General features: G+C 72.2%; 24 protein-coding genes and 1 pseudogene. 18 read left to right on the top strand and 7 right to left on the bottom strand.

The window, feature by feature from the left end:
- The first annotated feature begins 85 nt into the window (after positions 1–85).
- The 11 genes and pseudogenes from ACIBO8_RS04895 to ACIBO8_RS04845 all read left to right on the top strand — a co-directional run bounded on the left by ACIBO8_RS04895 (position 86) and on the right by ACIBO8_RS04845 (position 14,717).
- Entirely contained in the window at positions 86–1,708 is a 1,623-nt protein-coding gene (locus ACIBO8_RS04895) for an ABC transporter substrate-binding protein (protein ID WP_396113730.1), read from the top strand.
- Between the two features lie 15 nt (positions 1,709–1,723).
- Positions 1,724–4,615 (top strand): caspase family protein, encoded by a 2,892-nt coding sequence (locus ACIBO8_RS04890; protein ID WP_396113729.1) that lies wholly within the window; start codon positions 1,724–1,726, stop codon positions 4,613–4,615.
- 9 nt (positions 4,616–4,624) lie between these two features.
- Positions 4,625–7,156 carry a valine--tRNA ligase gene (valS, locus tag ACIBO8_RS04885; protein ID WP_396113728.1) on the top strand — a complete coding sequence of 844 codons (2,532 nt, stop codon included), beginning with the start codon at positions 4,625–4,627 and terminating at the stop codon, positions 7,154–7,156.
- 6 nt (positions 7,157–7,162) lie between these two features.
- Positions 7,163–8,092, top strand: a complete 930-nt coding sequence (locus ACIBO8_RS04880; RefSeq protein ID WP_396113727.1) for a zinc-binding alcohol dehydrogenase family protein — start codon at positions 7,163–7,165, stop codon at positions 8,090–8,092.
- A gap of 136 nt (positions 8,093–8,228) precedes the next feature.
- On the top strand, positions 8,229–8,423 hold the full coding sequence (locus ACIBO8_RS04875; RefSeq protein WP_396113726.1) for a hypothetical protein: 195 nt from the start codon (positions 8,229–8,231) through the stop codon (positions 8,421–8,423).
- 16 nt (positions 8,424–8,439) lie between these two features.
- Positions 8,440–9,597, top strand: coding sequence for an FIST signal transduction protein (locus tag ACIBO8_RS04870; RefSeq protein WP_396113725.1), 1,158 nt, complete (start codon positions 8,440–8,442; stop codon positions 9,595–9,597).
- 10 nt (positions 9,598–9,607) lie between these two features.
- The gene (locus ACIBO8_RS04865) at positions 9,608–10,147 is read left to right on the top strand and encodes a hypothetical protein (RefSeq protein ID WP_396113724.1); all 540 of its coding nucleotides are present in this window, start codon (positions 9,608–9,610) and stop codon (positions 10,145–10,147) included.
- A 340-nt stretch (positions 10,148–10,487) separates the two neighbouring features.
- Positions 10,488–11,588: a hypothetical protein gene (locus ACIBO8_RS04860; protein WP_396113723.1), complete on the top strand. Its 1,101-nt coding sequence runs from the start codon at positions 10,488–10,490 to the stop codon at positions 11,586–11,588.
- Between the two features lie 271 nt (positions 11,589–11,859).
- Complete coding sequence (locus tag ACIBO8_RS04855; protein ID WP_396113722.1) at positions 11,860–13,284, top strand: hypothetical protein; 1,425 nt, start codon at positions 11,860–11,862, stop codon at positions 13,282–13,284.
- Between the two features lie 146 nt (positions 13,285–13,430).
- A pseudogene (locus tag ACIBO8_RS04850) lies at positions 13,431–13,658 on the top strand (helix-turn-helix domain-containing protein); the annotation flags it as partial.
- A 360-nt stretch (positions 13,659–14,018) separates the two neighbouring features.
- Positions 14,019–14,717, top strand: a complete 699-nt coding sequence (locus tag ACIBO8_RS04845; protein ID WP_396113896.1) for an RICIN domain-containing protein — start codon at positions 14,019–14,021, stop codon at positions 14,715–14,717.
- 30 nt (positions 14,718–14,747) lie between these two features.
- On the opposite strand, the gene ACIBO8_RS04840 is transcribed toward ACIBO8_RS04845, so the two are convergent.
- Positions 14,748–15,908, bottom strand: a complete 1,161-nt coding sequence (locus tag ACIBO8_RS04840; protein WP_396113721.1) for a DNA recombination protein RmuC — start codon at positions 15,906–15,908, stop codon at positions 14,748–14,750.
- Between the two features lie 54 nt (positions 15,909–15,962).
- Between ACIBO8_RS04840 and ACIBO8_RS04835 the strand changes: the two genes are divergently transcribed.
- Entirely contained in the window at positions 15,963–16,775 is an 813-nt protein-coding gene (locus ACIBO8_RS04835; RefSeq protein WP_396113720.1) for a hypothetical protein, read from the top strand.
- Here ACIBO8_RS04835 and ACIBO8_RS04830 read toward each other — a convergent pair.
- On the bottom strand, positions 16,772–17,755 hold the full coding sequence (locus tag ACIBO8_RS04830; RefSeq protein WP_396113719.1) for a 4-hydroxy-3-methylbut-2-enyl diphosphate reductase: 984 nt from the start codon (positions 17,753–17,755) through the stop codon (positions 16,772–16,774). The genes ACIBO8_RS04835 and ACIBO8_RS04830 overlap by 4 nt on opposite strands.
- A gap of 109 nt (positions 17,756–17,864) precedes the next feature.
- Between ACIBO8_RS04830 and ACIBO8_RS04825 the strand changes: the two genes are divergently transcribed.
- From ACIBO8_RS04825 to ACIBO8_RS04810, 4 genes are read left to right on the top strand one after another with little or no spacing between them, the layout of a single operon-like run.
- Positions 17,865–18,365, top strand: a complete 501-nt coding sequence (locus ACIBO8_RS04825) for a hypothetical protein (RefSeq protein ID WP_396113718.1) — start codon at positions 17,865–17,867, stop codon at positions 18,363–18,365.
- Positions 18,366–18,393: 28 nt separating this feature from the next.
- Positions 18,394–18,909: a hypothetical protein gene (locus ACIBO8_RS04820; RefSeq protein ID WP_396113717.1), complete on the top strand. Its 516-nt coding sequence runs from the start codon at positions 18,394–18,396 to the stop codon at positions 18,907–18,909.
- A 10-nt stretch (positions 18,910–18,919) separates the two neighbouring features.
- The gene (xseA, locus tag ACIBO8_RS04815) at positions 18,920–20,146 is read left to right on the top strand and encodes an exodeoxyribonuclease VII large subunit (protein ID WP_396113716.1); all 1,227 of its coding nucleotides are present in this window, start codon (positions 18,920–18,922) and stop codon (positions 20,144–20,146) included.
- Positions 20,143–20,346 (top strand): exodeoxyribonuclease VII small subunit, encoded by a 204-nt coding sequence (locus ACIBO8_RS04810; RefSeq protein ID WP_396113715.1) that lies wholly within the window; start codon positions 20,143–20,145, stop codon positions 20,344–20,346. The genes xseA and ACIBO8_RS04810 overlap by 4 nt, the downstream gene beginning before the upstream one ends.
- On the opposite strand, the gene ACIBO8_RS04805 is transcribed toward ACIBO8_RS04810, so the two are convergent.
- Both ACIBO8_RS04805 and ACIBO8_RS04800 read right to left on the bottom strand, forming a co-directional pair.
- Positions 20,343–21,182: a hypothetical protein gene (locus tag ACIBO8_RS04805; protein ID WP_396113714.1), complete on the bottom strand. Its 840-nt coding sequence runs from the start codon at positions 21,180–21,182 to the stop codon at positions 20,343–20,345. The two genes, ACIBO8_RS04810 and ACIBO8_RS04805, sit on opposite strands and share 4 nt — an antisense overlap.
- A 118-nt stretch (positions 21,183–21,300) precedes the next feature.
- Positions 21,301–21,840, bottom strand: coding sequence for a DUF4245 domain-containing protein (locus ACIBO8_RS04800; protein WP_396113712.1), 540 nt, complete (start codon positions 21,838–21,840; stop codon positions 21,301–21,303).
- Positions 21,841–21,942: 102 nt separating this feature from the next.
- On the opposite strand from ACIBO8_RS04800, the gene glpX reads away from it, so the two are divergent.
- Positions 21,943–22,968 carry a class II fructose-bisphosphatase gene (glpX, locus tag ACIBO8_RS04795; protein WP_396113711.1) on the top strand — a complete coding sequence of 342 codons (1,026 nt, stop codon included), beginning with the start codon at positions 21,943–21,945 and terminating at the stop codon, positions 22,966–22,968.
- Complete coding sequence (locus tag ACIBO8_RS04790) at positions 22,965–23,930, top strand: DMT family transporter (protein ID WP_396113710.1); 966 nt, start codon at positions 22,965–22,967, stop codon at positions 23,928–23,930. Before glpX ends, ACIBO8_RS04790 begins: the two co-directional genes overlap by 4 nt.
- A gap of 4 nt (positions 23,931–23,934) precedes the next feature.
- Here the strand turns inward: ACIBO8_RS04790 and ACIBO8_RS04785 are convergent, their stop codons facing one another.
- From ACIBO8_RS04785 to ACIBO8_RS04775, 3 genes are all read right to left on the bottom strand, one after another.
- The gene (locus ACIBO8_RS04785; RefSeq protein WP_396113709.1) at positions 23,935–24,597 is read right to left on the bottom strand and encodes a rhomboid family intramembrane serine protease; all 663 of its coding nucleotides are present in this window, start codon (positions 24,595–24,597) and stop codon (positions 23,935–23,937) included.
- Between the two features lie 60 nt (positions 24,598–24,657).
- Positions 24,658–25,464, bottom strand: coding sequence for a S1 family peptidase (locus tag ACIBO8_RS04780; RefSeq protein ID WP_396113708.1), 807 nt, complete (start codon positions 25,462–25,464; stop codon positions 24,658–24,660).
- A 76-nt stretch (positions 25,465–25,540) separates the two neighbouring features.
- Positions 25,541–26,248: a lytic transglycosylase domain-containing protein gene (locus tag ACIBO8_RS04775; RefSeq protein ID WP_396113707.1), complete on the bottom strand. Its 708-nt coding sequence runs from the start codon at positions 26,246–26,248 to the stop codon at positions 25,541–25,543.
- Between the last annotated feature and the right edge of the window lie 367 nt (positions 26,249–26,615).

Here is a 26,615-nt window from a genome sequence, read left to right as displayed (position 1 = left end):
TGTCACGAACACGACCTGTGCGACGTGACACCGCAGAACGCTGCTTGACTCTCCTCCCGATCGCCGGGTTCGTCGAGGAGCGACAGTGGACGTCATGACCGTGGAGGATCCGCCTTCCACCCCGAGGGGGCGGCGGACGCTGACCTCCATCGTGATCGCCCTGCTGGTCGTCGCCGTGGCGGCCGGCGGGTACGCGGTCCTGCACCGGGAGGACGACCACCCCGGTGCGGCCGTGCCCTGTCCGGGGCTGTCGACGACCGCCGGGGACGGCTTCACGTTGACGACAGCCGGCGCGGAGTGCGTCGGGTGGATCGTCGAACGGGACCACCCCTTCGGTTCGCGGGACGCGGCGGTCAACGGCGTCATCTCCCGGATCGTGGCGGAGAACGTCCGGGTACGGGACCAGGCGGTGGCACCGGCCGGCAAGCCGTACGTGCGGATCGCGGTGCTGATGCCGATGACCGCGGCGACCGGCAGTGCGCTGGCCGAGGACGAGGTCCTGCACTCGCTGCAGGGCGCGTACGCCGCCCAGCGGCAGGCGAACTCCGGCAAGGCCTCCGAACTGGGCGACCCCACGCCGCTGTTCCAGCTCGTGCTGGCGAACGAGGGCGCCGATCAGAGCTCCTGGTCGTCGGTGGTCGAGGAGTTGGGGAAGCTGAAGGACGGCCCGCATCCGCTGGTGGCGGTGACCGGGATGAGTATCAGCGTGCCGGAGACGCGGATGGCCGGCGAGCGGCTCAGCACCCTGGGGATCCCGGCCGTCGGCGCGGTCATCACCGCCGACGACATGGTCGCGCCGTGGCTCTTCAAGGTCTCGCCACCGAACCAGCAGTACACCGCGGCACTGGCCGCTTACCTGGGTCGCCGGCCGGAGCTCCGCGACGGTTACCTGGTCTGGGACCGCAATCCCGACGACAACTACGTGCAGAAGCTCCGGGCCAACTTCATCGCGGCGTTCGGCAGCACGTACCACCTCAACGACCACAACCAGGCGTTCAACGGCAGCAAGCCGCCGACGCCCGGCACCCCGCAGCTGTTCTCGGACATCGTGCGCAACATCTGCGCGGTCGACCCCGACGTCGTCTTCTACAGCGGACGGGACCGCGACCTGCCGGCCTTCGTCGACGCCCTCGGCACCCGGGGCCGGTGTCAGAAGAAGGTACGCCCGCTGATGATCGCCACCGGGGCGACGGGCCTCACCATCGCCCGGGAACAACTCGACGGCGCCCACGTCGGCGTGCTGGACGCCTCGTCCACCGACCCGATCACGTGGGGCGCAGGCGGGTCCGGGACACCCGAGCCGTACGCCGCCTTCCACCGGCTGTTCACCTCCGCCGAACCGGCCGGTCTGGGCTTCACCGAGGACGACCTGGCCAGCGGCTACGCGATCATGCACCGGGACGCGGTCGTGGCCGCCGTGTGGGCCGCCCGGCGCGACGCGGCGGCGAAGGCCCAGCGCAACGCTGGCCGGGGCAGCGCTCCGGCGATCTCCGAGATCCCGACGCCGGAGGACGTCCGCAACGCCCTCTTCGGTTCGAGCACCGATCGGATACCGGCGGCGTCGGGCGCGCTGTACTTCCAGGAGCAGCCCGGGAACGACCTGTGGCCGGTCGGCAAGCCCGTACCGGTGATCCGCCTGGGCAAGGCGGCGGCGGACTGGCCGGGCGGGTCCTCGTGGACGACGCCGCTCATCCCCAACGGCACGTGAGGACGGATCCGGCTGATGCTGCCTGACGCGGCCAAGTCGCGCGCCGTCATCGTGGGCTCGTCGCGCTACCGGCACCTCGACCCGCTGCCCTCGGTCGCGGCGAACCTCGAGGAGATCGGGAACCTCCTCACCGACGAGGTGTTCTGGGGCCTGCCCGAGGAGAACTGCGTACGACTGCTCGACCCGGAACACCCGTCCGTGGTGCTCGACGCGCTCGCCGACGCCGCCCGTGAGGCGTCGGACGCGCTGGTGTTCTACTACGCGGGCCACGGCGTACTGCAGCCGGACGCGTACGACCTGTATCTGGCGCTGGAGGACGTGGGGCTCGAACGGTGGTGGCACGCCGTACGGTTCGACGACATCCGCCGCATCATGACGGACCATCCGGGGCCGGCGGCCAAGGTCGTGCTGCTCGACTGCTGCTACGCCGGCATGGCGATGGTGCCGAACATGGGCGCCGTCAACGAGATCGGGGACCGGGTACGCATCGAGGGCACGTACCTCATGACCGCCGCGGCGGAGACCGCCGTGGCGCTGGCTCCGCCGACCGAGCGGCTCACCGCGTTCACCGGCGCCTTCGTGCGCGCGGTCCGCGACGGCGTGCCGGACGGCCCGGACGTCCTCGACTTCAACACGCTCTATCCCCGGATCAGAAGCGCGCTGGAGGCGGCGGGGCGGCCCACGCCGCAGCAGCGGGCCAGCAACGGCGGCGGACGGATCGCGCTGGTGCGCAACGTCCGGCTCGACGACCGCGGCAGGGCCGGTTTCGCGGACGAGATCTCGCTGAGCGACGACGAGCAACGCTCGCTGCACCTGCCACCCGTCCAGCTGCGGGCGCTGCTCGCCGAGCTCAACGGCCGGGACAGCGACGCCGCCGACCGGCTGCTGCGGGCGGTCGGCTCCACCCGGACCGAGCAGGGCGTGGCCGCCGTGGTCGACGAGGTCACCCGGGCCGGCGCCCCCGCACAGGCCCGGGCCGTGCTGGCGGCGGCCGCGCAGCGGCGACCGGCGTCGCTGGTCACGCTCGTCGAGATGCTGCGCGAGACCGGCCAGCGCGAGCAGGTCGCACACCTGCTGGCCGCCTGCGCGGAGCAGCCTGCGGACCGGGTCACCACCGTTGCCGCGCAGCTTCTCGAGAGCGACGACACCGAGGCGCTGGACGTCCTGCTCGAAGCGGCGGTCGAGGCCCGGATGGATCGGCCTCGCCCGCTGATCGCCCTGCTCGTCGCACTCCTCACCGCCGGACTGCACGACCGGGTGGGCGCCGTACTGGCCGGGCTCGGCGCCCGGCTCCCGGCCGGGCGGACGGCGGAGTTCGCCGACGCCCTGCGGGACGCGGGCCAGGAACAGGCCGCCTTCTCGCTGTACGAGGCGGTGCCGGCACTCGTGGCGGCGCGCCCGGTGGCCGTGGCGGCGCGGCTGGCCGCCGCGATGCACCGGGCCGGACGCGAACGGCAGGCCCGGGACGTGGTCGGTCTCATGGCGGCCCGACATCGCCTGCGCCGTGACCGGGTGAACCTGCTCGCGGCGCTGTGGACCGCGCAGGCACCGGCCGACCCCGCCGAGCTGCTCGAGCACCTCGACGACCGGGACCTGCTCGAGGCGACGCTGCAGCTCTACACGCTGCCGCACCAGGCGGCGGTGCGCCGGCTGATGCTCACCGAACTCGGGCGCCGGCCGCCGGGCAGCACCGTCCGGACGGTCATCGCCCTGCACGACGCCGGCCTGCCGATGGAGGCGCGCAGCCTCCTGGAGCATGCGGCCGCCCGGCCGCCCGGAGACGTCATCGCCGTCGTGGCAGGCTTCGCCGCCACCGGGAACGACTCCTACGCCCGCTTGGTGCTCGAGCGCAGCCTGTCGGTGGATGTGCTCGGCACGCTCCCGGCCGACCTGCGCCGCTACGCGTCTGCGGTTCTCGCGCAATGCCCGGCTACCAGGATCGTCGAACTCGCCGCCCGGCTGCCGGCCGCTGCGATGATCTGGGCACTGGGGACGCTGCCGGCCGACGTGGACCCGCAGGTGTTGCGGGAACCCGCGATCGCGCCGGCCCTGCGCGGACTTCCCGGCCCCGTGGTGCGGGAGCTGCAGGGCTCACTGCCGATCCCGGCCACCTCGCTCGACGCCGCCTTCTCCGGTGCGTACGGTGAGGCCGCCGCCTGCGTGAAAAGCCTGCTGGAGCTGGCCGAACCCGCCTCCCGCAAGCAGTTGCACGAGGCGCTCGCACGGCGCCCCGCCCAGGACATCGCCTGCGTCCTCGACGTCGTTCCGGGCCTGACGCCGGCGATCGCCGCCACCCAGCTGGAGCTGATGGTTCTGCTCGAGACCACCGGCCGTCACCCGGAGGCCGACCGGCTGTCAGCGGCATTACGCACCCACCTGCCGCTTCCTGACCTGTGCGCGTTGGCGGCGATGCTCGGCGAGGCCGGCCTGCGACCGCGGGCGAACGCTCTGCTCGGATTGGCCCCGCACGCCGCCGTCGAACCGGCCGACCTCGTCGTCGGCGAGCTGCTTCCCGTTTCCGAGCCGCCGAGGTGGAACACCGCGCAGGTCTGCAGCCGCGCGGGCCTCGACCCGGGCACCGCCGTACGTCATGTGGTCACCGGCAAGCGCATCGGCCGCAGCGCCGTGGCCGTCTTCACCGACACCATGCTCGCCTGCCGCCTGCGCAGCGGTCATCTCGTCACCGTTCCGTACCGGCGCTTCGGTGCGGTGACGGTCCTGCGGGACGACCGGTTCACCATCCGGCTGCAGGCCGGCGAGCGGATACAGAGCCTCGGCATCCGCAACGCCCCGCTGTACGGCCTCCTCGTGGGGATCCAGCGGGCCGTCGCCGAGTTCGACACGTTGTGCGCGCGGCTGCGGCCACCAGGGCGAAACCCGGCTGCCGGAGCGCCGCCGGAGCCGTAGCATCGCCGCATGACAGATACGGGAAGGACCGCGCGCGCCGGTCTGCCCGAGCGGCCGTCGCTGGACGGCCTCGAGGACAAGTGGGCGCGCCGCTGGCAGGAGGAGGGCACGTACGCGTTCGACCGCTCGAAGGAGCGCGCCGACGTGTACGCGATCGACACCCCTCCGCCGACCGTATCGGGCGAGCTGCACATGGGGCACGTCTTCTCGTACACGCACACCGACACCGTCGCGCGGTTCCAGCGCATGCGCGGCAAGACCGTCTTCTACCCGATGGGCTGGGACGACAACGGGCTGCCCACCGAGCGGCGGGTCCAGAACGTCCACGGCGTCTACTGCGACCCGTCCCTGCCGTACGACCCGCAGTGGCAGCCACCCGCGAAGCCACCGAAGCCGGCCGTCGCGGTGTCGCGGCGCAACTTCGTCGAGCTCTGCAACAGGCTGACCGCCGAGGACGAGAAGGCGTTCGAGGCGCTGTGGCGGCGGCTGGGGCTGTCCGTCGACTGGGCGATGACGTACACGACCATCGGGCCCAAGTCGCAGGCCGTCTCCCAGCGGGCGTTCCTCGACAACCTCGCGCGCGGGGAGGCGTACACATCGGAGGCGCCGACGCTCTGGGACGTCGGGTTCCGCACCGCCGTCGCCCAGGCGGAGATCGAGGACCGGGAACGGCCCGGCGCCTATCACCGGCTGCGCTTCCACGGCCCGGATGGGCCGGTCGAGGTCGACACCACCCGGCCGGAGCTGCTCCCCGCCTGCGTCGCGCTCGTCTGCCACCCGGACCACCCGCTGGTGGGCAAGGCCGTGCGCACCCCGTTCTTCGACGTCGAGGTTCCCGTGTACGGCCACGCCCTCGCCGACCCCGACAAGGGCACCGGCATCGCCATGGTCTGCACCTTCGGCGACCTGACCGACGTCATCTGGTGGCGTGACCTGAAGCTCGCGACGCGCGTCGTGCTCGGCCGCGACGGGCGCTTCCTGCCGGACCGCCCGGCCGGCGTCCCCGAGGCCGCGTACGCCCAGTTCGCCGGCCTGACCGTCACCGCCGCACGGCGGGAAATCGTCCGCATCCTCGGCGAGACCGGCGACCTGCTGGGCGAGCCCCGGCCGATCACCCACCCGGTCAAGTTCTACGAGCGGGGCGACTCGCCGCTGGAGATCGTCACCAGCCGGCAGTGGTTCATCCGCAACGGCGGCCGCGACGCCGACCTGCGGGACACGCTGCTGGCCCGGGGCCGCGAGCTGCGCTGGATTCCGGAGCACATGCGGCACCGCTACGAGCACTGGGTCGGCGGGCTCACCGGCGACTGGCTGATCAGCCGTCAGCGGTTCTTCGGCGTCCCGATCCCGGTCTGGTACCGGCTCGACGACGCTGGCGAGCCGGACTACGGCCAGCTTCTCATACCGGACGTTTCGGCGTTGCCCGTCGACCCATCCTCGGAGTGTCCGCCCGGCTTCGACGAGTCGCAGCGCGACGTCCCCGGCGGCTTCACGGCCGACCCGGACGTCATGGACACGTGGGCCACGTCGTCACTCACCCCGCAGATCGTCGGCGGGTGGAGCACCGACGATGACCTGTTCCAGCGGGTGTTCCCGATGGACCTGCGGCCCCAGGGCCAGGAGATCATCCGTACCTGGCTGTTCTACTCCGTCGTGCGCTCGGGCTTCGAGCACGGCCGGCTGCCGTGGCACACGACGGTGCAGTCCGGCTGGATCCTCGACCCCGACCGCAAGAAGATGTCGAAGTCCAAGGGCAACGTCGTCACGCCGATGGACCTGCTGGAACAGAGCGGCTCCGACGCGGTCCGCTACTGGGCCGCCAACGGACGGCCGGGCGCCGACCTGGCGTTCGACCCGGCCCAGATCAAGGTCGGGCGGCGGCTCGCAACCAAGCTGCTCAACGCTTCGCGTTTCGCCCTGGGGCTGGGCGCCGCCGACGCGCTGCGGCAACCCGTCACGACGGCCCTCGACCGGGCCTCGCTGGCCCGGCTCGCCACGGTGGTCGACCAGGCCACGACCGCCTTCGACGGGTACGATCACACGACCGCCCTGACCACCACCGAGGCGTACTTCTGGACGTTCTGCGACGACTACATCGAGCTCGTCAAGGACCGGGCGTACGCCGAGGGGGCGGACGGCGACTCGGCACGGGCGGCGCTCGCGGCGGGCCTGTCGGTGCTGCTGCGGTTGTTCGCGCCGTTCCTGCCGTACGCGACGGAGGAGATCTGGTCGTGGTGGCGCTACGGCTCGGTGCACCGCGCGACCTGGCCCACGAAGTACGAGCTGCTGCGCGTCGCGCCCGACGGTGACGCGGGCCTGCTCGACCTCGCCGGGGAGGCACTGCGGCAGGTCCGGCGCGCGAAGTCGGACCGCAAACTGTCGATGAAGGCGGACGTGCCGCTCGCGGAGGCCCTCGGGCCGGCGGCGCTGCTCGACCGGCTGGCGCTGGTCGAGGGCGACCTGAAGGCGGCGGGCCGGATCGGCAAGCTCGACATGCTGCCGGACCGCACGCCCGAGCTCGTCATCGCCTGCGCGTTCTGACCGCCCATGCGTCGCATTCGATTCCACTCCCACGGCGGGCCGGAGGTACTGCGCCTCGAAACGGCTCCGGACCCGGTGCCCGGTCCCGGTGAGCTGCTGGTACGCGTCGAAGCCATCGGCGTCACGCTCCCCGCGGTGCGGGCGACCCGGAACCCGGAGACGCCCCTGCCCGGCGTGCTCGGCGGGGAGGTGGCGGGGGCCGTCGTCGCGTCCGGCCCCGGCGTCGACGGCTTCGCACCCGGCGACCGGGTCGTCGGGCTGTCCTTCACCGGCTCGTACACGGATCTGGCGACCGTCCCGGCGGCGATGTCCTCCCGGATCCCGCCCGGCGCGACAGCGGTCGAGGCGGTCGCCCTGATCCGCAGCGGGCACGTCGCGCTCGCCGCCCTCGCCACGGCGGACCTCCGGCCGCACGAGTCCGTGCTGATCACCGGGGCCGCGAGCGGGGTCGGTCACCTGCTGGTCCAGCTGTCCCGGGGGAGGCGGCGCGTGGTCGCCGCCGCCGGAACCCCGTCGAAGGCAGCCTTCCTGCGGAGCCTCGGCGCGGACGAAGTCGTCACGTACGACGCGCTGCCGGAGCTGGACGAGGGCGTGGACGTGGTGCTCGACGCCGTCGGCGGGGACCTGCTCCCCGGCTTCGTCGGCGCGCTCGTGCCCGGCGGACGCCTGGTGTTCTTCAACTCGGGCGGCGGGACCGTTCCCGCGTACGAGCTGCTCGCCGGGTCGAAGACCATCACCGGGATGACGATGCGCCGCTTCGCCGCGACCCACCCGGACCGGTACGCGGACCACGAGGCCCAGCTGTGGCGCATGCTGGCCGCCGGGGAGCTGCGACCCGCCGTGCACGCCGAGTTCGGCCTCGAGGACGCCGCCGCGGCCCACGCGGTCATCGAAGCGCGGGCCAACCTGGGAAAGGTCGTCCTGCGGCCGAACTGAGCCACGCGGTCCGGCGCACCCGAGACCGGACGGGACGGTCACTATCGCCGTTCCGGCCTGGCGGCCTCCCCGGTGGTGGCACGCTGGGCATCATGCGCCTGCTGCACGATTTCCTGCGCTCGCCGGGGCGGCGCCGATGACGACGATCAGCACGCTGGCTGCCGGCCTCGAGCGCCAGCTCAACAACAACGCCAGCTTCATGGCCATCTCGACCCGGGTCCTCCTGCGGACGGGAGTGAGCCTCCGCGAGCCGAAACCGACGCAGAACTCGGACGCCGGCGCGGTGACGAAGGTCCGGGCGGCGCTCGCCGACATGGGCTACAGCTTCTAGGCCGGGAAGGTATCCGATGACCGACATGGCATTGGCGAGCGAGGCACGCAGCGGCCACTCCGCCGCGACCGACACCGCCACGGCTGTCCGGGACGTGCTCGACCAGCTGGGCGACATCGACGCGGCAGCGGTGGCGTTCTTCGCCGCGCCGACCCACGACGGCGCGGCGATCGCCGCACGGTTCGCCGAGCGGTTCCCCGGGGTGCCGACCATCGGGTGCACCACCGCCGGAGAATTCCATCAGGACGCCCTGAGCGACGGCGGGCTCTCCGCGGTGGCACTGCCCGGATCCGTCGTACGCCGCGCCGTGGCGACCGTCGCGGAGCTGAACGGCGACCCCAAGGCGGGGATCCGGGCCGGGGTCGCCGTCCTCGAGGAGAAGCTGGGCAGTTCCCTGCGCGACCTCGACCCGCAGCGGTACGTCGGCCTCGTGCTCATCGACGGTACGCACGCCGTCGAGGAACGGGTGAACGAGGCGCTCGGCGATGCGGCGCCGCTGCTCTCGTTCGTCGGTGGCACCGCGGCCGACGACCTGAAGTTCGTCGAGACCCAGGTGTTCAGCGGCACCACCATGTCGACCAACGGCGTCGCCCTGCTCGTCCTCGAGCTGTCGGTGCCGTACACGATCGTCAAGACGTCCAGCTTCGAGCCGGCGGGCCGTACCTTCGCCATCACGAAGGCCGACAACGAGCGCCGCATCGTCTGGGAGATGGACGGGCGCCCGGCGGCCGAGGTCTTCGCCGAGGCGGTGGGCGCGAGCATCGACGAGCTGGACTTCGCCCGGTTCGCGGGGAACCCCCTCGGGTTGATGATCGACGGCAGTCCGTGGATCCGGTGCGCCCAGGAAGTGGTGGAGGGCAACGGGCTCAAGTTCGCCTGCGAGATCCTCGAAGGCATGGACGTGGAGCTCATGAAGCACACGGATCTGGTCCGCGACACCACCGCCGCGCTGCGGGACGCGGTGGACCAGGTCGGCGGCCAGGCCTCCGGCGCCGTGCTCTTCAACTGCGTCTACCGCAAGCTGCAGATCGGCGCCCAGCAGCTGGAGGACCAGTTCATCACCAGCCTCGGCACCGTCCCGGCCGCCGGCTTCCACACGTACGGCGAGAGCTGGCTGGGCAACATGAACTACACCCTCACCGGCGTGGTGTTCGGCCGGTCGGCAAGCTCCTGAGGGTGGGGGCATGTCGATCCCTCCCGAGGAGGTCGAGGCGCCCGCCGGCGATGCCGTGCTGTTCCGGTCCTCGCCGTGGCGGACGTTCGCGGCCCTGTTCGCGGTGCTGCTCGTCGCGTACGTGGCCGTTTCGCCACTGGTCGCACTGATGCTGGGAGCGCCGGACGATCCGTGGTGGGCGACGGTGGCGCAGGGCGCGGTGATCGCCACACTGGTGGCCGGCGGTTACGCCCTGTCCTCGCGCTCGGCGCTGCGGACATGGGTCCGGGCCTCCTCCGCGGGCCTGGAGCTCGCCGCCGAGGGCAGCGACCCGGTGCTGCTGGCCTGGCCGGACATCGAGCACGTGGCGGTACGCCGCACCGGCCTGCGTACCGTCCTGGACGTGACGCCGGTCGACCTCGATCGGGTCCACCCGGTCGCCGAGGGCGACGAGGGCTGGCCGGCGCTGCACGACGAGGAGGACGGCGCCCCCGCATTCACCGCCGACCTCACGCAGGTCTGGCCCGGCCCGCGGGCGCTACGCCGGGAACTCGACCGCCACCTGCGCTAGCGGCAGTGCTTCGTGATGCGACAGCTCCCACGGCGGCGTAGGCGCTGGCTCACCTGATCCGGACGTTGCCGGTGTTGCGCCGAGACGGCGCGGAAACGTTGCTACGCCCTTGCGATTCTCCGCAACGTTCCGACCTGGGCAAACGCAACATGCAGACCTTGCCGGCAGGGGCAGCGCGCTGGGCAGGATGGGTGCACACCCGCCACCCGTGCTTCGTTGCCGGGGCGGTGCGGGGAGTGGTCCGGGCCCGGGACCGTTCGTCATGCACCCATGTCTGATCTGGAAGGAGACCGCTGTGCTGATGTTCTCTCGAACAGCACCAGCGTCATCGCCGCCGACCGTGGGACGTCACCGGGCAGAACCCGATTCACCCCCGCTGATCTCGTCGGCTCCCCCGCTGCCGGTGTCGCACCGGCGGCCACCGCACCGGTGGGCGCGCCGGGCCGCCGGCTTGGCCGTCGCCCTGTGCGCGGCCACCGGGCTGAGCGCCGTGGCGGCGCCGTCCTCACCGGCACACGCCGCCATCGAGGACCGCACTGCGATCGGTTACAACATGCAGGGCTCGACCGGCAAGCTCAGCAACGACGTCTTCCAGCTGACGCAGCGCGCCCCGGTGGTCGCCCTGCAGGAGGCCGGCACGCTGGACCACCTGCACGGCGAGGTGGACTACACCTGGGGTACTCCCATCAACCACGCACCGTACGAACTGCCACCGGTCAGTGCCCCGCCCGGAGTCGAGGCGACGCAGGTGCACGAGTTCACTTGGCAGCCGTTCACCGCAGCTCAGGCGGGCCGTCTGCAGCCGCCGGGGCAGCGCACGCGGCTGGTCTACTTCATGGAGGTCGCTCCTGGCCCGGACGCGAAGAACCTGGCAATGGTGACCTGGGAGCGGGCCGACGAGGTGGTGTTCTTCGAGGACACCGGACACCGGCCGGCCTTCGGTCTGCGCTTCGGCGACACGTTGTACGTCACCGTGCACGCCGCCTCCGGTAGCGGCTTCGACCTGCCCTCGATGACGCAGCAGGTCGCCGACTACGCCGCACCGCGGGGATGGCAGTGGATCGTCATCGGCGACGGCAACCGTGACCCCCGAGGGGGGTTCCGCATCCCCGACGGCTCGCACATCTACTACCCCGACCGGGCCACCCAGCAGAGCGGCAACACCCTGGACTACGCCATCGCCTCACGCGAGATCGTCGGCTACAGCGCCGAGGTGCAGAACGGCATCTCCTCCGATCACTGGCCGGTCATGTTCGGCGTCAACCTGACCGCCGGAGGAGAACCGCCCACCGTCGCACCCCCGCCGCTCGACCCGGGGCCGATCGGCCCCGGCCCGCAGCTTCCGCCGCCCCTGCCGGGCGAAGGAGGGGACCTGCCCATCGGCCCCGGCCCCCAACTGCCCTGCGAGCCCATGGCACCGCTGTGCGAAGTCATCGGGTGACAGCCACCCGCTCACGGCCGCATTAGCCACCCGCACAGACGCCCCGCCCGCCGTAAGCCCCCACGCCCCGGCGGGCGGGGCACCGCCCCCGGCGCCGCCGGTGCCACGGCTCTGTCACGACCTTCCTCCGGTTCTTCTTCAGGGCAAGGAAAACGTCATGCTGATCTTCCCGAGGCCTAACTCGTCCGCATCCCCGCCCACTCTCGGAGCGCATCGCGCGAGCCGACGCTCGGTTCCATCAACGCCGGTTTCGTCCGCGCGCCCGCTGCCTGTGTCGCACCGGCCGGCACCGACCCGGTGGGGCCGCCGGGCCGCCGGCTGGGCTCTGGCCCTCAGCGTTCCCGGCCTGGCCGGCGCGGTGGCCATGCTCCCGGCGGACGCCGCCACCACGGCACCCACCGTGATCACCTACAACCTGCACGACACCGCCACGGCGCTCCCACCGTCGTCGCAGCCCGGCCCGTCACGGCCGACCCCCACTCCGTCGACGCCGAGCCCCGACCCGGCGAAGCCGAGCGCCGCGGCGTCCGGACAGGCAGCGCCGAGCACGTCAGCGCCGGCACAGGCAGCACCAAGCACGTCAGCGCCGGCACAGGCAGCACCAAGCACGTCAGCGCCGGCACAGGCAGCACCAAGCACGTCGACGCCCGGTCAAGCAGGGCCCGGCGGGGAGATCGCCGCGCTGTTGCGCCGGCACGACCCGGGCGGCGCCCCGGTGGTCATGGCGTTGCAGGAGGCAGGCGACATCGCCGCCCTGACGGGCACGGCCGGGGACGCGACCACCATCGCGGCGGCCGACGGCGGCGACGCCTACACCTACCGCACGCACACCTGGACGGTGGACGACGTCGGTTACCGCATCCACTGGTTGCCGGCCGACGCGGACGCCCGCCCGGTGAACCTGGCCCTGCTGCTGCCATCCGCCCAGCCCACGGGCGGGTTCATGGTGGTCACCAACCCGTACGGCCGGGGCTCGCTGCCGGCGTTCGGCGTCCGGCTGGGCGACACCTGGTACTTCACCCTCCACGCCACGGCAGGAGGCAGGGACATGCCGGCGCTGATGCAGGCGATCGCCGACGCCACCGCAGGGGCGCCGTGGCAGGCCTTCGGCACGTTCAACGTGGCGCCGCAGGTGTGGAACGACCCCGGTCATCCGCGGTTCGTCCTGCCCGACGACGCGACCGTGCAGGCCAGCGACCACGTCACCCACATCACCCGGGCCGGTACCGCCCGGGAAGTGGACTATGGCATCACCTCCACAGCCCCCGTGGCACTCGCCGTCGTCTCACCCTGGGTGCCTTCCGCCGGCGGCAGTCACGCACCTGTCGTGTTCCCCGCCGCCACATCACCCGATGAGGAACACGGGCATCCCACTGCCGTGCCGTCCACGTCCGTACCCTGCATCGAACCGGTCCCGCTGCCCGGGCCCAGTTCCGGACCCGTCATCCTGCCGGGACCGGATCGGCCCGCCAGCGCTGCGCCGGAGCCCGTCCCGTCCCGTCCCGATCCCAGCGCCGACACCGAGCAGTCACCGCGCCCTGTGTGCCGGCCGGAGCCGTGTGCGAGTCCGGACACCGACCGAGCCGCTGCCCCTCCGGGGCCTAGCTGCGATCCGGTCCCGCCGCCGCGACCGTCCGCATCGGCAGCCGCACCGGACGGGGACGAGTTCGTCCCCGCCGACGAATCCAGCGGCTGACCCGTCGGAGGCCTCGCCCGCAGCCCGGTGCCGCGGGCGGGGCCACCGAAACGCCGGCAAAGTCTCCTGCCTGCCCACGATCCAGAACATTCAGTATCTTGAATGGCTGGTGTCTACAGTGGTCGACAGCGGACGGAAGGTCAGGTATGGAATCGTCAGGGCGGGCAACCACCCGGCGCAGTCTCAAACCGATCACCGACGGGCTCACCGATGAGCACCGGAACCTGGTCGTGCGGCTACGCACCCTGCGCGAGGCATGCGGGACCAGTTCGGCGCAGATCGGCCGGCAGGTGCATTGCTCGGCCGCGACGCTGAGCCGGTGGCTCAGCGGTGAGTCCTTCCCCGACCGTCGAGCAGTACAGCGCTTCGCGCAAGCGTGCGGTGACAACGACCCGCAGAGCGTGGAACACCTGTGGGACCTGGCAGCCGCCGCGCGCGCCCAACTCCCTGCGGAGACCCCCATCGTGAACGAGCCGTCCACGAGCCGACCGGACCACCCGCCGGCAGCCGTGTCGCCTTCGCCGGCAGTCTGGCCGCGACCCACCACCCCACCGCACCCGCCGGAGACAACCGCCTCTCCGGCGGAGACTCGGCCGCCCGCACCCTCCGGGGCACCGGCTACCACGACCACCACCACGAACGCCCCGGCGCCGACCGTCGTGCCACTGGGCCGGCACCGCCGCCCCGAGCGGGCCCAACGCACCGGCCGGGTACGCCCATGGCAGGCAGTCACGGTGAGCCTGACCGTGGCGGCGACCGGATACCTCGTGGGCACACTCAGCAGTCGCCATCAGTCCCCGCCCGACCCGGCAGCGGCAATGCCGACGGCAGCGCACTCCGCGACGCCGTCCACCACCGCATCCGCCGCGCTCCCGGCACCCGCCACCAGCAACGGCACCGCGCCCGAGCCGGCCCACCATCCCACCACCGCCACGCCACCGGGTCAGGGCACCCCGGTACGCCCGGGTCCCAGCACCGTGAAACTGGGCGCCACCGAGGCGTCCTACGCCTACGACCGCCCGTTCGTGTTCAAGAACCAGGTGACCGGCAGGGCGCTGGAAGCACCGAAAGCCAATGGCAACGTCTCCCAGCAGCCCATTACCGGCGCGGCGCAGCAGCAGTGGAAACTCCACGCAGACTCCGACGGCAGTCAGCTCATCTCCGTTGCCACCGGGCAATGCCTGCGAGTCCCCCCACGCGAGAGCGACACCGGTGTCCTGCGAATACAGGCTTGCGGCAGCGACCCCGTCGCCGACGAGCACTGGGACATCTACAACTCCCCCAACCGCGGCATCGCCCTGCGCAACAAGGCCAGCACGGGGTGCATGAGCCTGCGCAGCCCGGCGACGACCGGTGCCGCGGTCGTCCACTTCACCTGCTCCTGGAAACCCACCGACGACCAGGTCTGGCTCCTGCTCAACATCGCCCCGTAAGCACGGGACCGCGGCGTCGTCACGCCTGCGCTAGCTCCACAGTGGCGAGCCGGAGTCGTCGACCAGCTCCGGTGCTTGCGGCTGCCGCGGGGTCAGCTCGACCTGCGCCGGCACCGCCAGCTCCTCGTCGGAGACGCCCATCTCGGCGAGCTTGCGGGCGCTGACCAGCACCCGGGACTCCAGCGAGCCGACCGCGCGGTTGTACGCCGTCACCGCCCCGCCGAGCGACGCGCCGAGCTTGCCGACGTGGTCGCCGAGGGTGGCGAGGCGGCCGTACAGCTCGCGGGCCAGGCCGTGCACCGCCAGGGCGTTGCGGGCCAGCGCCTCCTGCCGCCAGGAATACGCGACCGTACGCAGCAGCGCCACCAGCGTCGCCGGGGTGGCCAGCACGACGTTGCGGGCGAACGCGTGCTCCATCAGCGTCGCGTCGCGCTGCAGGGCGGCGTCGAGGAACGGGTCGGCCGGCACGAACAGCACGACGAAGTCGGGGCTCTGGTCGAAAGCCGTCCAGTACGCCTTGCCGGCCAGCGCGTCCACATGCCCCCGCAGCACCCGGGCGTGCTGGTCGAGGTGGGTGTCACGGGTGCGCTCGTCGCGGGCCTCCATTGCCGACAGGTACGCGTCGAACGGCGCCTTGGCGTCCACCACCACCGACCGGCCGCCGTGCAGCCGCACCACCATGTCGGGGCGCACGCCCTGGTGGTCGGTGCTGGACGTGACCTGCTCGGCGAAGTCGCAGTGCTCGAGCAGCCCGGCCGCCTCGACGATGCGGCGCAGCTGGTGCTCGCCCCAGCGGCCCCGGACCTGCGGGGCACGCAGCGCGGCGACCAGCTGTTTGGTCTCGGTGCGCAGCTCGCCGGAGACCAGACCCATGGCCCGCACCTGCTCGCGCAACTCCGCATAGGCGTCCACCCGGTCACGCTCCAGCTCGGCCACCCGCTGCTCGTAGCGGCGCAGCGTTTCGTGCAGGGGCGCCACCGCGCGGGCGACCGCCTCCTGCGACTGGGCGGTGGACTCGTAGCTGAGCGCCCGCAGCGACTGCTCGAGGCGCTCCTCCCCGTCCCGGCCGGCCTGGAGGGTCGCCTCCAGCCTGGCGATGTCGGCCGCGGCCCGCAGCCGCGCGGCCAGCCAGCCGAGCGCGGCCCCGGCCGCCAGGCAGATGATCACCACGGCCAGCGTCGAGAAGCTCACCCTGCGAGCTTGCCAGAGGGGTACGACGTTGTCGGCGCGGGTACCGTCGGTGACATGAAGGTGTTTCTGCTGCTGATCCTGGCGCTGATCGTCGTGGCGGTCGTCCTGGCCTGGCGCCGGGGCAGCGCGGCCCGCGAGCAGCGGCAGCTCGACGACGCTCGCGCGGAGGCGCAGCGCTGGTACGAGCGGCTCGGCGGCCAGGTGATGAACCTGCACGCCGACGACCCCGCGGCCCGCCAGGCGCTGGCCGACGCGAGCGAGCGCTACAACGCCTCCGGCGGCCAGCTGCAGCAGGCGAAGACGGTCCGGCAGTTCGAGCTCGCCCGCGAGTCGGCGCTCGAAGGGCTCGCGTACGTGCGCGCCGCCCGTACGGCCATGGGCATCGACCCAGGCCCGGAGCTGCCGCCGCTGCACGGCGCCCAGGGGGCCGGCCGGCTGACCCGCGAGCGCGAGGTGACGGTCCAGGGCCACCAGTACCGGGCCGGGCCGCAACCGGGTGCCGACACGCCGTACTACTACCCCGGCGGCCGGGTTCAGGGACGTCCGGTGCCGGCCGGCTGGTATTCGACGCCGGTGTGGAAGACCGCGCTCGGTGCGGGCGCGGGAGTGCTCGGCGGGATGCTCATCTTCGACGCCCTGTTCTCACCCAGCTTCGGCGACATGGGCTACGGCGACGGCTACCAGGACGGGTTCCAGGACGCCGCCCAGGACTTCAACGACGGCGACTTCGGCGGCGGCGACCAGGCCGGCGACTTCGCCGGGGGCGACCAGGCCGGCGACTTCGGCGCAGGCGGGGGCGGCGACTGGGGCGGCGGCGACTTCGGCGGTGGGGATTTCGGCGGGGGCGACTTCGGCGGCGACTTCTAGGAGCGGGCGGCCGCGGCCTTCATGTCGCGGCGCAGCTCCTGCGGCAACGAGAAGGTGAGCCGCTCCTCCGCCGTCGTGTACTCGGTGACCTCGCCGAACCCGCGCTCGGCCAGATGCGCCAGCACCTCCATGACCAGCTCCTCCGGGACGCTGGCGCCCGAGCTGACGCCCACCGTGGACGCGCCCTCCAGCCACTCGTCGCGGATCTCCGACGCGTAGTCGACCAGGTGACCGGCCTTCGCGCCGGCACCGAGGGCCACCTCGACCAGGCGTACCGAATTCGAGGAATTGCGGGACCCGACCACGATGACCACGTCGCACTCGGGCGCGATCTCCTTGACCACGTGCTGGCGGTTGGACGTCGCGTAGCAGATGTCGTCGCTCGGCGGCGACTGCAGCAGCGGCAGCCGGGTCTTGAGCCGGGCCACGGTCTCCATGGTCTCGTCGACCGAGAGGGTCGTCTGGGACAGCCAGACCACCTTCGCCGGGTCGCGGACCACCACGTTCTCGACGTCGTCCGGGCCGTCGACCAGCTGGATGTGCGCCGGCGCCTCGCCCGAGGTGCCGATGACCTCCTCATGGCCCTCGTGGCCGATGAGCAGGATGTCGTAGTCCTCGGCGGCGAACCGCTTCGCCTCGTGGTGCACCTTCGTCACCAGCGGGCAGGTCGCGTCGATCGCCTTGAGGTTGCGCTCGCGGGCCTGCTCGTGCACCTCGGGGGCCACGCCGTGCGCCGAGAAGACGACGGTCGAACCCTCCGGGACCTCCTCGTTCTCCTCGACGAAGATCGCACCGCGGGCCTCGAGCGTGTTGACGACGTGCTTGTTGTGCACGATCTGCTTGCGGACGTACACCGGGGCGCCGTAGAGCTTGAGCGCCTCCTCCACGGTCTGCACCGCGCGGTCGACACCCGCGCAGTATCCCCGCGGCTTGGCGAGGAGCACACGCTTGCGGACGGGGGCACCAGCTTCGGAGGTCACCCGGCCATGGTACGTGGCCCGGCCAGGGAACTCCCGTCGTGCGATGCGCACCACAAAGCCCTGGCCTTGATCCAGGGGCGAACGGCGCCCGGCGAGGCATACTCGGCCCGTGAACGACACGGATGAGGCCACGGGTACCGGCCGGAAGATCGGCTCCGCGCTCCGGGGCCTGTTCGGGGCCCTCGCGCTGGTCCTGGGACTCACCTGGATCCTGCTCACCATGCACGGGCCGGCGCCGTTCCGCGACCTCGCGGTGGGGACGGTGCTCGCGGCCGGCGGGCTCGTGCTGCTCATGCCGCACCGCCTGCCGCTCCCCGCCCGGGTCACGACGCTCGCCGCCGCGGCCACGGCCACCGTCGGCGCTCTGGCCGGGTTGCTCACCGAGCGGACCCAGACGGGCGGGATGTTCGGGTACGTGGCGGGCCGGGGCTGGCCGTACGAGTGGCTGGCCCGGGGCGCGAGCGCGGACGACCCCCAGACCGCCCGGGCGCTGGCCGAGCAGGCCGGCTGGCAGGTCGACGCCGTGAACCTGGCGGCGAATCTCGTCTTCTGGGGCCTGCTGGGACTGGTGGTGGCCGCGCTCGTCAACAAGGCGCGTTTCCGCACGTAGCCGACGTATCCGGCGGGATACTCGAGCGATGAGCACCGCCGGCACCGTCGGCACGCCCGGCGTCTGGGACTCCGTCGGGACGGGGCTGCGCCTGATCGTCGGCTGGTTCTCCATCGTCATCGGCGCCCTGAACCTCGTCGTCGAGATGGGCGACCGGCCGGACGCCGCGTACGTGCTGTTCAACGGCATGCTGGTGGCGGGCGGAGCGGTACTGATCTCGCTGGCCGCGGTCCCCGGCCGCCCCGGGCCGGCCGGCTATCTGGCCGGCGCCGGCGTGCTGGTCGCCGGGATGGCGTTCGGCACGCTGCCCGCCAGCGGCGCGGCCTGCTGCCTGAGCGCCCTCGCGGAGCGGCACGGCTATCCGTTCACCGTCCTGGCACGCGACGCCGGGCAGGACTGGCAGCTCGACGGCGGCCGCCTCGTCGCCGACCTGATGTTCTGGGGGTACGCCGGCCTGCTCACCCTGCTGGTCGTGGTTCTCGCCCGCCGGCTCGCGAACCGCCGCGGGCGCCCACGCGGGATCGGCGGCGCGGACCGCCCGTAGGCTAGGCCGGGTGACCCAGCCGGAACCCAGGTCGACCGCCGACGAGCCGTGGCCGGTGCGCGTCGTCAGCCAGAAGCTGGGCGCGTGGGTGGCCAAGCTGGGCTGGGTCTGGGTCGACGGCCAGGTCGCCCAGATCAGCCGCCGCCCCGGCGCCGCGGTGGTCTTCCTGACGCTGCGCGACCCCTCGGCCGACCTCAGCCTCACCGTGACGGCGCACCGCGACGTGCTCGACGCCGGCGCCCCCGAGCTGGCCGAAGGCGCCCGGGTCACCCTGCATGCCAAGCCCGAGTTCTATCCGGCCCGCGGCTCGCTGAGCCTGCGCGCCGACGAGATCCGCCAGGTCGGCCTGGGCGAGCTGCTGGCCCGGCTGGAGCGGCTCAAGAAGCTGCTGGCCGCCGAGGGCCTGTTCGCCCGGGAGCGCAAACGCCGGCTCCCGTTCCTGCCGCAGCGCATCGGCCTGATCACCGGTCGCGCCTCGGCCGCCGAGCGGGACGTGCTCATGAACACCCGGCGCCGCTGGCCGGGGGTCGACTTCCGGGTGATCAACGTGCCGGTGCAGGGCCCGACCGCGGTGCCGCAGATCATCGACGCGCTCAAGGTGCTGGAGAACGACGACACGGTGGACGTGATCGTCATCGCGCGCGGCGGCGGCAGCGTCGAGGACCTGCTGCCGTTCTCCGACGAGGCGCTCTGCCGGGCCGTCTTCGGCTGCCGTACGCCGGTGGTCAGCGCGATCGGCCACGAGACCGACGCGCCGCTGCTGGACTACGTCGCCGACCTGCGCGCCTCCACCCCGACCGACGCGGCCAAGCGGATCGTGCCCGACCTGGCCGAGGAGCGCCTGATCGTCGAGCAGGCCCGGCGCCGCCTGGACCGGGCCGTGCTGACCCTGATCGACCGCGAGACGCACCGGCTGGAGGCCTGGCGGTCACGGCCATCGCTGGCGCGTCCCGAGACCCTCGTCGAGCAGCGGGCGAGCGAGGTCACCGGCCTGCGTGACCGGGCCACCCGCAGCCTCGAGCACCGGCTGCGCCGCGCCGACGACGAGCTGCGGCACACCCTCGCCCGGCTGCGCGCGTTGTCACCGGCAGCCACGCTCGAGCGCGGCTATGCGATCGTGCAACGCGCCGACGGCCACGTGGTCCGGGCGGCCGGCGAGGTCGCGACCGGAGATGTTCTACGCGTACGGCTGGCCGACGGCGAGCTGCGCACGGAGGTACAGGAGAGCACCCCATGACCGACGAGAACCTCAGCTACGAGCAGGCCCGCGGCGAGCTGGCGACGGTCGTGGAGAAGCTGGAGCAGGGCGGCGCCTCGCTGGAGGAGTCGCTGGCGCTGTGGGAGCGCGGCGAGAAGCTGGCCGACGTGTGCCAGCGCTGGCTGGACGGGGCCCGGGAGCGCATCGAGGCCTCCCGGGCGGCCCGCTCGGAGGGCTAGCCCTTGCCGTTGATCATGTCGTACGCGGACTGCGGCATCTCCTTGACCTCCGCGGCGGGCGGGGCCTCCTGCTTCGACGCCTTGCCGTAGCCGCTGACCTCCACGGTCCACTTGCCGGCCGGGGAGTCGCCGGTCTTCGGCATGTCGAGCACCAGCTTGGCGAGCCGGCCCTCGTCGTCGAGCGTGGCCTCGTACGGCACCGCCTTGGCCTGCGCCGGGTCGGCGCCCTTGACCGCCGACTCGCCGAAGAGCTGGGAGTCGCCGCTGACCTTGGTGACGTCCAGCGTCCCGGTGATCACGTCGCCCTTGCGCTCGGCGGTGGCCACCCCGCCCAGCAGGCCGGTGGCGCCGGTCAGGTCCGGGTTGTCGATGCTGACCTTCAGCTCCTCGGACTTCACCTTGGACATGTCGAGCCGGAGCCATTGCTTGCCGCTGAACAGGTCCATCATCGCCTGGAGACCCTCGGTCAGCTTGGCGGTCCGCGGGTCGTCGCCGCGGAGCGCCGACAGGCCCTCCAGCTGCTTCGCGGTCTCGCCCATGTCCATGGTCATTTTGACGTAGCGGTCGGGCTCGGCGATCCGGAACTGGACCTTGCCCTTGGTGCCGTCGTCCACCGTGTCGAGGTCGAGCGATGCGGAGTGCGACGGGATGTGCACGACGCCCTTGGCGGAGGTGTCGCCGGGCATCGACGCCGTGAAGCTGTAGTTGCCGGCCTTGAGCCCCGAGGTGGACGCCACGAGGGCGGCCTTGGGGTCGGACGGCTGGTCGTCGCCGGTGCAGGCGGCGAGCGAGATTCCGAGCAGGGGAACGAGAACGGCGGCGAACCGTCGATTCATGAGGGGAGACTCCGAAGGCAGTGCGGACGGACTGCCGGAGCCTAAGGCATCACGTCTTCAGTCCTGTCTTGGGCGGCGGGCGGGGCGGCCGGAAGGCACCGCAGGCGGCACTGTCCCGTCATGTCAGCGCCGACGCGAGCGTCTCCAGGGTCCGTTCCTCGGCCGGGCCCACCACGATGATCGTGCGGCCCTTCTCGAGCAGCACCAGCGCGTTCTCGCCCGGGCGGCCGTCGTACCGCTGCCAGGTGCGTGCCCCGGCCCGGAAGACGCCCACCGCCTCGGGGTTCTTGCCGAGCTCCGCCGGGATCAGGGTGGTGGTCGCGACGCTGCTCTCGATCAGCTGCAGCGGCTTGCCTCCCGGGTCGGCGTAGCCCAGCCGCAGGGTGGCACCGCCGGAATCATGCTTGTACGTCGCACTCTGCACGTGCCAGTCGGCGCCGAGCCCCTGGGGCGCCGCGACCTCGAAGGCCGCCGCCGTGCGGGCCTGCTGCAGCACCGGCTCGGGATCCACCGCGACCGGTTTGTCGCCGTTGAGCACCAGCCGGTAGAAGAGCAGCAGCAGCACGATCGGGACGAGCAGGACGACGAGCGACAACGCCATGTCCCGCGGCCGGCGCTGGGCACGCTCGCCCACGGTGGGGGTCTGGGGGCTGGACACCTCACCATTGTTAACCATGTCGCGCTGACGGGACTTGGCGCAGGCCCGCATGTGAGGATCGGTGACGACCACACCCCGCACCGTCGCGAGGAGGCCCCCGAAATGCCCGTTTCCGCCAACCCCCAGGACCTCGACCGCAACATCGCCCTCGATCTCGTCCGTGTCACCGAAGCCGCCGCGATGGCCGCCGGCCGCTGGGTCGGTCGCGGCGACAAGAACGGGGGCGACGGCGCCGCCGTGGACGCCATGCGCAAGCTCATCAACTCGATCCCGATGCGCGGCGTCGTGGTGATCGGCGAGGGTGAGAAGGACGAGGCGCCCATGCTCTTCAACGGCGAGCTGGTGGGCGACGGCACCGGGCCGGAGGTGGACGTGGCCGTCGACCCCGTCGACGGCACGACGCTGATGAGCAAGGGCATGCCGGGCGCGGTCGCCGTGCTGGCGGTCGCCGAGCGCGGCGCGATGTTCGACCCGAGCGCCGTCTTCTACATGGAGAAGATCGCGGTCGGCCCGGACTGCGCCGACGTGATCGACATCAACGCCGGCGCGACCGAGAACCTGCGCCGCATCGCCAAGGCGAAGCACTCCTCGGTCTCCGACGTCACCGTCTGCATCCTCGACCGGCCGCGGCACGAGAAGCTGGTCGAGGAGGTACGCGCGGCCGGCGCCAACATCAAGTTCATCTCCGACGGCGACATCGCGGGCGCCATCTCGGCGGCCCGCAGCGAGTCCGACGTCGACGTGCTGATGGGCATCGGCGGCACCCCGGAAGGCATCACCGCGGCGTGCGCGATCAAGTGCCTCGGCGGCGAGATCCAGGCCAAGCTGTGGCCGCGGGACGACGCGGAGCGGGAGAAGGCGATCGGCGGCGGCCACGACCTCGACCGGGTGCTCACCACGAACGACCTCGTCACCGGCGACAACTGCTTCTTCGTGGCCACCGGCGTCACCTCGGGCGATCTGCTCAAGGGCGTGCGCTACCGCGCCGGCGGGGCGCACACCCAGTCGATCGTCATGCGGTCCAAGAGCGGCACGATCCGGGTCATCGACTCGTACCACCGGCTGGAGAAGCTGAAGCTGTACTCGGCGGTCGACTTCGACGGTCATCTGCCCACGGTGCACGGGTGACCCAGACGGCCACGGCGCCACCGGCGGTGTCCGCCGGTCGGCGCCTGGCCGGCGTCGTGCTCGCGGTGACGTCGGGCGTCGCGCTGGCCGTCCAGTCGAGGATCAACGGCGAGCTTTCCGTACGACTCGACGACCCGATCGGCGCCGCCCTCATCTCCTTCGGTTCCGGCCTGCTGGTGCTGGCGGTGCTCGTGCCGCTGTTGCCGGCGGGCCGGGCCGGCCTGCGACACCTGCGCGACGGCCTGCGTGACCGCCGGATCCGCCCGTGGCAGTGCATCGGCGGCATGTGCGGCGGTTTCCTGGTCGCCACCCAGGGCCTGACCGTGCCCACGCTCGGGGTCGCGGTGTTCATCGTGGCGGTGGTCGCGGGCCAGTCGTCGAGCAGCCTGATGGTGGACCGGGCCGGCGCGGGCCCGGCCGGCCCGCAACCGGTGACGGTTCCGCGCCTGGCGGGGGCGGTCCTGACGGTGTGCGCCGTGCTGCTCGCCGTCGGCGACCGCATCGGCCACCCGAGCGCCCTGGCCCTGGCCGCCCTGCCGCTGCTGGCGGGCCTCGGTATCGCCTGGCAGCAGGCGGTCAACGGCCACGTCCGCGTGGTCGCGGGCAGCGCGCTGGTGGCCGGTCTGGTCAACTTCGTCACGGGTACGGCCGTCCTGCTCCTGGCCTTCGCCGTGTCTGCCCTGCTGCGCGGCGTCCCGTCCCACCTCCCCGCCGGCCCCTGGTGGCTGTACGTCGGCGGCACGCTGGGCATCGTCTTCATCGCCGTCGGCGCCGCCGTGGTACGCACCATCGGCGTCCTGCTGCTGGGGCTCGGCATGATCGCGGGTCAGGTCACCGGCGCCCTGCTGATCGACGCCCTGATCCCGGCCGCGGCCGGCACCCCCGGCTGGAACACGGTGCTGGGCGCCGCCCTCACGCTGCTGGCGGTGGGCGTAGCGGTGGCACCGGCCCGGCGCCCGTGACGCCTCAGAAGTCGGTCAGCGTCGCGTCGGGATCGTAGAAGGCGGCCGCGGGCTTCGGCCGGCGACGGCGAAACGCGATCGCGGCGATCACCCCGCCGAGCAGGCCGAGCAGATGGCCCTGCCAGGAGACCGGCTGGTCGGTGGGGAGGATGTTGTAGATCTGGTACCAGTACAGCAGCCCGATGAACGCGGCCACGCCGAGGTTCCACCAGCTGCGCTCGACGAAACCGCGGGCGAAGAGCAGCCCCAGGTAGCCGAAGACCACCCCGCTCGCCCCCACCACGACGCTGCTCGGGTCGCCGACGAGCCAGACGCCGAAGCCGCTGACCAGGATGATCACCAGGGTCGACCAGAGGAAGCGGCGGGTGCCCCCGGCCAGCGCGAACGTGCCGACGAGGATCAGCGGCACGCTGTTGCCGTACAGATGATCCCAGCCGGCGTGCAGGAACGGACTGAAGATGACGCCGTCGAGGCCGTCGAGGCGCCGGGGGATGATCCCGGCCGCCACGTCGAGCGAACCGGCACCGACGCCCTGGTCGATCGCCTCGATGAGGAAGAGCACCGGGATGACCGCGCACATCGCCACGAAGGCCCGGCCGATGGAGGCGAAGAACGCCTCGGTGCCGACCTTCGCCGCCGCGTCGTCGTGTGAACCCGGAACGCCCATTCCCCGATGGTTACCGATCGCCGCCACTGCCGCCAACCTGGTGTGTCCGATCGGGCACGGTCAGCTGAGCTCGCGGGTGGCCTTCCGGATGGTGGCGCGGAACGCCGAGATCTGCGTGTACACGCCCGGGTAGCCCTTGCGCGCGCAGCCCAGTCCCCAGCTCACGATGCCGACCTGCAGCCACTTGTCGCCGGCGCGACGCACCATCGGACCGCCCGAGTCGCCCTGGCAGGTGTCGACGCCCTTCTTACCGGCGCAGATGGATTCGTCCTGCACGAGCTCCACGCCGACCTGCCGGTACGCCTTCGCGCAGTCGCTGTCGGAGACCACCGGCACGGACGCGTACCGCAGCCGCTTCTCCTGGCGCAGCGATTGTTCGCTGGTCTGGCCCCAGCCCAGCACGGTGAGCGGTCCCGCCTCGTCCGCGCCGCCGTGGCCGAGCTGGAGAGTGGGCAGGTTCAGGGCATGGTCCAATTTGATCAGTGCCCAGTCGTCGCCGCGGGTCTCGCCGCGGAAGCCCTCCGCGCGGACGACGGCCACCGAGCGGGCCTTGACGGCGTCGGGGGACTTGAGGTTGGTCACCCCGGCCACGACGCCGATGGTGTCGTCGGGGCCGGTGCCGTTCACGCAGTGACCGGCCGTGAGCACGACCCGGGGCGCCGTGAGGGCCCCGCCGCAGCCCATGGAGAGCCGCACCATCCACGGGAACCGGCCCTCGGGAGCCAGGTCACCGCCGACGACCTCGCGGACCGGCGGAGCACCGCCGGTGGCGGGCGCGGCATCCCCCGCGTGGGCGGCTATCTGGCTCGCCGTCAGCACGGAAGCGAGGACACCGAGGGCGACGAGCGAGGCGGCTTTCCGGACCATGTGGACATTTGATCACCCACCACGACACGCAAAAGGGGTACGCGCCGAAGCACGTACCCCTTTTGTCCGATTCGCTTTAGTACCAGCCGGTGTTCTCCGAGTGCGACCACGCGCCGCACGGCGTGTCGTACCGGCCCTCGATGTAGCCGAGACCCCACTTGATCTGCGTCGCGGGGTTGTCCTCCCAGTCGTCCGCCACCGAGGCCATCTTGCTGCCGGGCAGGGCCTGCGGGATGCCGTACGCGCCGGAGCCGGAGTTGTGGGCGTGGTGGTTCCAGCCGCTCTCCCGCTTCCACAGCTTGTCCAGGCAGGGGAACTGGTCGATCTTGAAGCCGGCGTCCAGCATCAGCGCGCAGCCGGTGGCGCGGTTGCCGCTGTACTCGTCGCAGGACGACGGGATGTCGCCGGTGTAGGGCACCGTGCCGCCGGAGCTGGACTTGGCGGCCTTCTTCGCCGCCGCCGCCTTCTCCTCGGCCTTCTTCTTGTCGATCGCCTTCTTCTCGAGCGCGCGCGCCTTGCCGGCGGCGGCCTTGGCCTCGATCGCGGCCTTCGAGGCGGCTTCACCCTCCGCCTCACGCTGGTACGCACGGACGGCGGCGTGCTGGTTCTGGCGCTCCTTGAGGAGCTGCATCTCGTCCGTGTCCGCCTGCACCACCAGCTGGGTCTGGGCGCTCTGCGCCTGGACTTCCCGGTCCTTTCCGAGGTAGACCCCGCCGATCACGCCTGCCACGAGCAGGCCCACCGAGGCCACACGGATACCGACCCGGCTCCAGAGCCGATTCACGAAGATTTCCCTTCGTAGGGGGCAATGACGCGGAACGAACCCCCGGCCCCCGACCGGTGGCGACTCGCACCGCGAGCATCGTCGACCCCGCGGGCCGCGACAGCCGGCGCTTCCCGCGCCGGCCCGGGTAGCCGGCGATCGATGTCCGATCGGGGTGGCGACCCGAATGATGCTCGCCAGCCACCATGGCGCACGGTGAAGTGGATGTGAAATGGCAACGCCCATCAGTGAAATGAATCACAGGACGTTTAGGATTTATTCGGGCTAAATCAGAGCTATTACGCTCACCCGTACGGTATTACGAAGGCCACTTTCTGTAATCGACCCCGAACGCGCCGTGAGGCGGGAATCCGGCTGGATTCCCGCC

Origin of the sequence: Actinoplanes sp. NPDC049681, from assembly GCF_044465265.1 — a bacterium.
GTDB lineage: Bacteria > Actinomycetota > Actinomycetes > Mycobacteriales > Micromonosporaceae > Actinoplanes.
The sequence above is the reverse complement of the archived record's forward strand: the minus strand, read 5'-3'. Positions and strand labels throughout refer to the sequence as shown.